8 protein-coding genes are annotated in these 6,452 nt (G+C 73.5%); 4 read left to right on the forward strand and 4 right to left on the reverse strand.

The genetic code is table 11. The annotated features are described in order from the left end of the window. Positions 1 to 26: 26 nt before the first annotated feature. Complete coding sequence (tuf, locus tag CCN39_RS36215) at positions 27 to 1,211, reverse strand: elongation factor Tu (protein WP_086849779.1); 1,185 nt, start codon at positions 1,209 to 1,211, stop codon at positions 27 to 29. A 221-nt stretch (positions 1,212 to 1,432) separates the two neighbouring features. Then, positions 1,433 to 2,002: a helix-turn-helix domain-containing protein gene (locus CCN39_RS36220; protein ID WP_143264279.1), complete on the reverse strand. Its 570-nt coding sequence runs from the start codon at positions 2,000 to 2,002 to the stop codon at positions 1,433 to 1,435. Positions 2,003 to 2,020: 18 nt separating this feature from the next. Here CCN39_RS36220 and CCN39_RS36225 point away from each other — a divergent pair, with 18 nt between their 5' ends. Further along, positions 2,021 to 2,509 carry a GNAT family N-acetyltransferase gene (locus tag CCN39_RS36225; RefSeq protein ID WP_086849781.1) on the forward strand — a complete coding sequence of 163 codons (489 nt, stop codon included), beginning with the start codon at positions 2,021 to 2,023 and terminating at the stop codon, positions 2,507 to 2,509. On the opposite strand, the gene CCN39_RS36230 is transcribed toward CCN39_RS36225, so the two are convergent. Next, on the reverse strand, positions 2,506 to 3,093 hold the full coding sequence (locus CCN39_RS36230; RefSeq protein WP_086849783.1) for a helix-turn-helix domain-containing protein: 588 nt from the start codon (positions 3,091 to 3,093) through the stop codon (positions 2,506 to 2,508). The two genes, CCN39_RS36225 and CCN39_RS36230, sit on opposite strands and share 4 nt — an antisense overlap. A 78-nt stretch (positions 3,094 to 3,171) precedes the next feature. Here CCN39_RS36230 and CCN39_RS36235 point away from each other — a divergent pair, with 78 nt between their 5' ends. Together CCN39_RS36235 and CCN39_RS36240 are read left to right on the forward strand one after the other, a co-directional pair. Then, positions 3,172 to 4,113, forward strand: a complete 942-nt coding sequence (locus tag CCN39_RS36235; RefSeq protein ID WP_086849785.1) for an NAD(P)/FAD-dependent oxidoreductase — start codon at positions 3,172 to 3,174, stop codon at positions 4,111 to 4,113. 32 nt (positions 4,114 to 4,145) lie between these two features. Then, entirely contained in the window at positions 4,146 to 4,601 is a 456-nt protein-coding gene (locus tag CCN39_RS36240) for a group II truncated hemoglobin (RefSeq protein ID WP_086849787.1), read from the forward strand. Between the two features lie 108 nt (positions 4,602 to 4,709). Here the strand turns inward: CCN39_RS36240 and CCN39_RS36245 are convergent, their stop codons facing one another. Further along, a complete protein-coding gene (locus CCN39_RS36245) occupies positions 4,710 to 5,609 on the reverse strand; it encodes an NAD-dependent protein deacetylase (RefSeq protein ID WP_086849789.1) in 900 nt (299 codons plus the stop codon). Positions 5,610 to 5,745: 136 nt separating this feature from the next. Between CCN39_RS36245 and CCN39_RS36250 the strand changes: the two genes are divergently transcribed. Further along, on the forward strand, positions 5,746 to 6,452 hold a 707-nt coding region (locus CCN39_RS36250), incomplete at its 3' end, for an NB-ARC domain-containing protein (RefSeq protein WP_244211154.1).

Here is a 6,452-nt window from a genome sequence, read left to right on the forward strand (position 1 = left end):
CCCGCGGGCGGGGACGAGCTCGCTCTTCAGTCCAGCACCTCCCGGACGGTGCCGGCGGCGACCGTCAGCCGGCCTTCGCGCATCGCGAACCCGAGGCCCGGGCCCATCGCGACCGGCTGCCCCAGCTCCACGGTGAGCTCCGCCGCGTCGCCCGGCCGGACGACCGTGACGCCCTCGGCGAGGGTGACCACCCCGACGACGTCGCTGGTGCGGAAGTGGAACTGCGGCCGGTAGTTCGCCGCGAACGGCGTCCGCCTGCCACCCTCGGCGGCCGACAGCACGTGGACGTCCGCGCGGAACCGCGTGTGCGGCCGGACGCTGCCCGGCAGGCAGACGACCTGGCCGCGCCGGACCTCGCCGCGCTTCACCCCGCGCAGCAGCACCGCGGCGTTGTCCCCCGCCTCGGCGCGGTCCATCGGCTTGCCGAACGTCTCGAGCCCGGTGGCCACGCTGGTCACCGCCGGACCGAGGCCGATCACCTCGACCGCGTCGCCGACGGCGAGGACGCCCTGCTCCACTGCGCCGGTCACGACGGTGCCGCGGCCGGTGATGGTGAGGACGTTCTCGATCGGCATCAGGAACGGCAGGTCGAGCCGCCGCGGCGGGATCGGCACGTGCCGGTCGACGGCCTCCAGGAGGTCGAGGATCCGCTGCGTCCACCGCGGGTCGCCCGCGAGCGCGCGCAGCCCGGACACCCGGACCACGGGCACGGCGTCGCCGTCGAACCCGTAGCGGGTGAGCAGTTCGCGCACCTCGAGCTCGACCAGGTCGAGCAGTTCCTCGTCGTCGGCGACGTCGGCCTTGTTGAGCGCGACGACGAGGTGCTCGACGCCGATCCGCCGCGCCAGGACGACGTGCTCGCGCGTCTGCGGCATCGCGCCGTCCTGCGCCGAAACCACGAGCACGGCGCCGTCCAGCTGGGCCGCGCCGGTGATCATGTTCTTGACGTAGTCGGCGTGCCCCGGCATGTCGACGTGCGCGTAGTGCCGGGTCGGCGTCTCGTACTCGACGTGCGCGATGTTGATGGTGATGCCGCGCTCGATCTCCTCCGGCGCGCGGTCGATGCGGTCGAAGGCGACGAAGTCGGCCCCACCCCGCTCGGCGAGGACCTTCGTGATGGCCGCGGTGAGGGTGGTCTTCCCGTGGTCGACGTGCCCCATCGTGCCGATGTTCAGGTGCGGCTTGGTCCGCACGTACGGTTGCTTGGTCATGGGTTTTTCCCTGCGCTGGAACGGAGTTGCGCGAAACCGGGCGGAGCGCGTCGACCCTCCCCCGGCGGTTTCGCGCCCAGGGCGGGGAAATCGGGGAAGGGTCAGCTTCGAGCGCCGGTCAGCCGTGCCGGCAGGGCGCTCGGCAGGGACAGGCCTGCGAGCGTCGCGCTGTCGGACACGGGGAACATGATCGGAAGGGTGTCACGCCCTCCGAGGCGGTGTCATCCGGTTTTCCGCGGCCGCATGATCAACGCGGCAACGGAGTACACACACGGCTTTCCGGTGCGGTTCGCGTAGGAATGCGCCACGTCGGCGGGAAAGTACACCGAATCACCCGCCGCCAGGACGTACTCGGCGTCGCCGACCCCCAGGCGCAGCTCGCCCGACTCGACGGCGACGAACTCGTGGGAACCCGGTGCGTACGCCGGGAAAGCACCCGCGTCGCAGCCGGGCGGCAGGGTCGTGCGGATCCATTCGAAGTTGACGCCGGGAACGACCGGGGTCAGCACCGTGCGGTGCCAGCCGCCGGGTTCGGCGAGGTGGTCCTGCTCCGCCGCGCGGCGGACGATCACCCGGTCGCTCTCCAGGTCGGCGAGCAGCCGGGAGAGGGACAGCCCCAGGCCGTCGGCGATGCGGGACAGCACCACGACCGTCGGCGTCTTCTCGCCGCGCTCGATGGCCGACAGCATGCTGGTGCTGACGCCCGCCGCCGCGGCCAGGGCGCTCAACGCCAGTCCGCGGCCGGCCCGCAGTTCGTGCACGTGGCGGCCGAGCGACACCGGATCAATCATTCCTCTATAATACCAACTATGTCCACTATAGCGGAAGCGACGGAGGCCGACGCCGAAGGTATTGCCGCCGTCTTCGCCCCGTACGCCGCCGACTCCGTCGTCACGTTCGAAACCACCCCGCCGACCGCGGGCCAGTGGCGCGCGAAGATCCGCGAAAGCACCTGGCCCTTCCTCGTCCTCGCCGACGAGGGCGAGGTCCTCGGCTACGCGCTGGCCGCGCCGTGGCGGCCGAAGCCGGCGTACCGGTACTCGGTGGAGACGACGATCTACCTCGCACCCCGGGCAGCCGGCCGGGGCCACGGGCGACGGCTGCTCGACGAACTGCTGAAGCGGTGCGCGGCAGCCGGGGCGCGGCAGGCGATCGCGGTCATCGTCGACTCCGGCCACCCCGCCTCGCGAAACCTGCACCGCGCGGCCGGCTTCACCGACGCCGGCGTGCTGCGGCGCGTCGGCTTCAAGCACGACCGCTGGCTCGACACCCTGCTGATGCAGCGCGAACTGGGCTAACGCGACTTCGCCCGCAGGTGCAGCCGCTCCCCCTGCTTGCCGAACAGGCTGAGGATCTCCGCGGGCCGGCCGTCGACCGCGCCGAACCAGTGCGGGAGGCGGGTGTCGAACTCCGCCGCCTCGCCCGGGCCCAGCGTCATGTCCCGGTCGGCCAGGATCAGGCGCAGCCGGCCGGACAGGACGTAGAGCCACTCGTACCCCTCGTGGACCTGGGGATCGGGTTCGCCCGTCTCCGGTTCCAGGATCATCTTGAACGCCTGTGGCGCGCCCGGCTGGCGGGTCAGCGGCAGCACCGTCATGGTCGCGCCGTTGTGGCGCGGGATGCGGCGCGCGGTCATGCGGACCCGTGGGTCGCCGACCTCGGGCGCTCCCACCAGCTCGTCCAGGGGCACCTGGTGGGCCTGGGCGATCGGCAGGAGCAGCTCCAGGCTCGGCTTGCGCTGGCCGGACTCGAGCCGGGAGAGCGTGCTCTTCGAGATGCCCGTCGCCGCCGACAGGTCGGCGAGCGTGACCCGCCGCTGGGTGCGGACCCGCTTGAGCCGGGGGCCGACCTCGGCGAGGGCCTGGGTGATCGCGTCCGTCATGCTCCCCAGGAAACCCGCTCGTCCCGGAAACGGCAACATTAGTTGTCGAATCCGCCAAGCCGGGTTCAAGGTGGCGGCATGAGCGAAAACAACAGCTTCGACGTACTGGTGGTGGGTGGCGGCGCCGCGGGACTCAGCGCCGCCCTGATGCTCGGCCGGGCGCGGCGCCGCGTCGCGGTCGTGGACGGCGGGGAACCGCGCAACGCGCCGGCGTCGCACATGCACGGCTTCCTGTCCCGCGACGGCCTGCCGCCGTCCGAACTCCTGGCCATCGGCCGCGGGGAGCTCCGCGGCTACGGCGTGGAACTCCTCGAAGACCGCGTGACCGGCCTCGATCACGGCTTCACCGCCCGCTTGGCGAGCGGCCGTGAACTGACCGCCCGGCGCGTCCTGGTCGCCACCGGCGTCCACGACGACCTGCCGGACCTCCCCGGCCTGCGGGAGAGCTGGGGCACCGACGCGATGACCTGCCCCTACTGCCACGGCTACGAGCTGCGCGACCAGCCACTCGGCGTGCTGGGCACCGAGCCCGCGAGCGTCGAGCACGCGCTGCTGGTCCGCCAGTGGTCGCCGGACGTCGTGTACTTCGCGCACACCGAGCCACCGTCCGATGAGGACCGTGACCGGCTCGGCGCGCGCGGGATCCGCGTGGTCGACGGCGTCGTCACCGCCGTCCGGCGCGAAGGCGGCCGCCTCACCGGCCTCGAACTCGGCGCCCGGTTCGTGCCGCGGACCGCGCTGTTCCTCCGCACCCGGACGGTCCCGCACGACCAGCTGCTGCGCGACCTCGGCTTCGTCGAAGGCGACGTGGACCCGTCCGGGAAGACCGGCGTGCCCGGCGTGTGGGCCGCGGGGAACGTCGTCGACGCGCGGGCGACCGTCATCATCGCCGCCGCCCAGGGCGCGGCCGCCGCGGGGGCGCTCAACCACGACCTCGTCGCCGAAGACGTCCGGCAGGCGGTCGACGCGTTCGGCGGCTTCTCCCCCGCGGTGGAACGCGCGGCCGCCGGGGCGCGCTAGCTTCCGGCGCCTTCGCGTGCCAGGCTCGGCGGGTGCGTCCGACGCTGTACGACTTCGCCGGCGGCGACCCCGCGTTCCATGCGCTGGCCGCCGCCCACCACGAGCGCTGCCTGGCCGACCCGGAGCTGAACCACCCGTTCTCGAAGCGCGATCAGCACCCGCGGCACGTCGAGCGGCTCGCCTGGTACTGGGCCGAGGTCATGGGCGGGCCGCCGCGGTTCTCCCGTGAGTGCAGCGACCACTCGGCGATGCTCCGGATGCACGCGGGCAACGGCGACATGAGCGACCTCGGCCGCCGGTTCGTGGCGTGCTTCGTCCAGGCGGCGGACGACGCCGGCCTGCCCGCCGATCCGGAGTTCCGCGCCGCGCTGCGGGCGTACATGGAGTGGGCGGTGGCCGAGGTGCTCACCTATCCCGGCCCGCCCGCCGGCGTGCCCGCCGGGCTGCCGGTGCCCCGCTGGTCGTGGAACGGGTTGCAGCCGCTGTAACGACCGGGGCGCCCGCCGCGTCTTGCAGGCGACGACCGGCTGTGGAGGTCCGTCGCCAGAGCCGGTCCGGGCCGGGTTCCCCCCACCTGCCCCGGACCGGCTCGTCCACTACGGCCGGGCGCCGCTCCCGCGGTCCTCGCCGAGCCGGCCGACCAGTTCGGTCAACGCGGGCCCGAGCGGCCGGTCGACGCGCACCGAGGCGTACCGGTCGCCGCGGGTCTCCCCGCGGTTGACGATCACCACCGGCTTGCCCGTCTTCGCCGCGTGGCGGACGAACCGCAGCCCCGACATCACGGTCAGGGACGAGCCGAGCACCAGCAGCGCCTCGGCGGTGTCGACCAGCCGGAAGCACTGCTCGACCCGCGGCCGCGGCACGTTCTCGCCGAAGAACACGACGTCCGGCTTGAGGACGCCGCCGCAGGCCTCGCACGGGACCGGCCGGAAGCCGCGCACGACGTCGGCGGGCAGCTCGACGTCGCCGTCCGGGTTGATGCGGGTGGCCGCACCGGTGAAGCCGGGGTTGGCCGCGCGCAGCCGGCGGTCGAGCTCGGCGCGCGGGCTGGTGCGGCGGCAGTCCAGGCAGATGACGCGGTCCAGGCTGCCGTGCAGCTCGACGGCGTCCGCGGTGCCGGCCGCCTGGTGCAGGCCGTCGACGTTCTGCGTGATGACGCCGGAGACGTAACCGCGGTCGCGCAGGGCCGTCACGGCCCGGTGGCCGTCGTTGGGGTCGGCGCGGGCGATCGTGCGCCAGCCGAGGTGGCTGCGCGCCCAGTACCGCTGCCGCCCTTCGGCGCTGGTGACGAACTCGTCGTAGGTCATCGGGGTGTGCCGGCGCAGGCTGCCGCTCTCGCCGCGGTAGTCGGGGATCCCGGATTCGGTGGACAACCCGGCGCCGCTGAGCACGGCGACCCGCCCGCGCGCGACGACGCTCGTCAGCTCGTCGAGGCTGGACGTCCGCGGCAGCGGCGCGTCCGCCGACGTCCAGGAGAGGGTGGGCCGGGTTCGCACCAGGCCAGGGTACGGGGACCGGCCGGGTTCCGGCTCGCGGACGGGTGACGCTGAGCGTTGACCAGGTCACATTCCGCTCACCGGCCCGGGGTTGTGCGGTACACCGGAAGTTCGACTGGTCTGCGGGGGTGCGGCGATGGTCGGCAATCCGGAGCACGAGCACGGCCCGGGTTCGGTGACGAACCAGCTGCCGGGCACCGTCACCGGTTCCGTGGTGCAGGCGGGCTCGATCGGGCAGGTCGTCCTGTCCCCGGCGGCACGGCAGGAGCTGCCGGTACCCCGTCAGCTGCCTCCGGCGGTGCGTGACTTCGCCGGGCGTGACGATCAGCTCGCCCGGCTGGACGAGCTCCTGCTCTCCCCCGACGAGAACCGCCCGGCCGCCATGGTGATTTCGGCGCTCGACGGCACCGCCGGGGTCGGGAAGACGGCACTGGCCGTGCAGTGGGCGCACCGGGTGGAACACCGCTTCGCCGACGGCACGCTGTTCGCCGATCTGCGCGGCTACGGTCCCAGCGCGCCGGTGCGCCCGGACCTCGTGCTCGCGTCGTTCCTGCACGTCCTGGGCGTCGACGAGGACCGGATCCCCGCCGAGCTGGACGCCCAGGTCAGTGTGTACCGCTCGGTGCTCGCCGGCCGCCGGGTGCTGATCCTGCTGGACAACGCCGGCACCGCCGAACAGGTCCGGCCGCTGCTGCCCGGGTCCCCCGGCTGTGTCGTGCTGGTCACCAGCCGGGCCAGCCTGACCGGGCTGCTCGTCGCCGAAGCCGCCAGCCAGGTCACCCTCGACCTGTTCACCCCGGACGAAGCCCGGGTGCTGCTCCGCAGGATTCTCGGGGCCGCGCG

The organism is Amycolatopsis kentuckyensis, assembly GCF_002155975.1.
In the GTDB taxonomy this organism is placed as follows: domain Bacteria; phylum Actinomycetota; class Actinomycetes; order Mycobacteriales; family Pseudonocardiaceae; genus Amycolatopsis; species Amycolatopsis kentuckyensis.